Source organism: Paenibacillus oleatilyticus (assembly GCF_018998565.1).
Lineage (GTDB): Bacteria > Bacillota > Bacilli > Paenibacillales > NBRC-103111 > Paenibacillus_G > Paenibacillus_G oleatilyticus.
The window spans coordinates 1-367 of record NZ_JAHNZO010000146.1 but is presented as its reverse complement, the minus strand read 5'-3'; the positions used below and the strand labels follow the sequence as shown (position 1 = coordinate 367).

1 pseudogene is annotated in these 367 nt (G+C 63.2%); it reads right to left on the bottom strand.

Annotated elements, in window-relative coordinates:
- A pseudogene (locus tag KQX66_RS38985) lies at nucleotides 1–367 on the bottom strand (NCS2 family permease); the annotation flags it as partial.

The following is a 367-nucleotide window of genomic DNA, read 5'->3' as shown; positions in this document are numbered from 1 at the left end:
AGGTTCACCAGCATAAACGAGAAGATAACCCCGGCCAGCCCGATGTTCAGCGCGCCGGCCACGTCGACCTGGCCCACCACCGAGGTGATACTCGGCGGCAGGGAGAACAGGCCACCGTATTTCACGTCGCCCAGCATCCAGCCGATCAGGGTGGTGACCACGATCGACACCAGCACCGCCGCGTGGAAGTTACGCGAAGAGAGCACGGCGATGATGAAGAAGCCGAGCGCCCCCAGCAGCACGTTGTGCGAGGTCAGGCTGCCGATGGTCACCAGCGTGTCCGGGTTAGCCACTACGATGCCGGCGTTTTTCAGCCCCATCATGCCGATGAACAGACCGATGCCGCTGGTAATGCCGACCCGCAGGC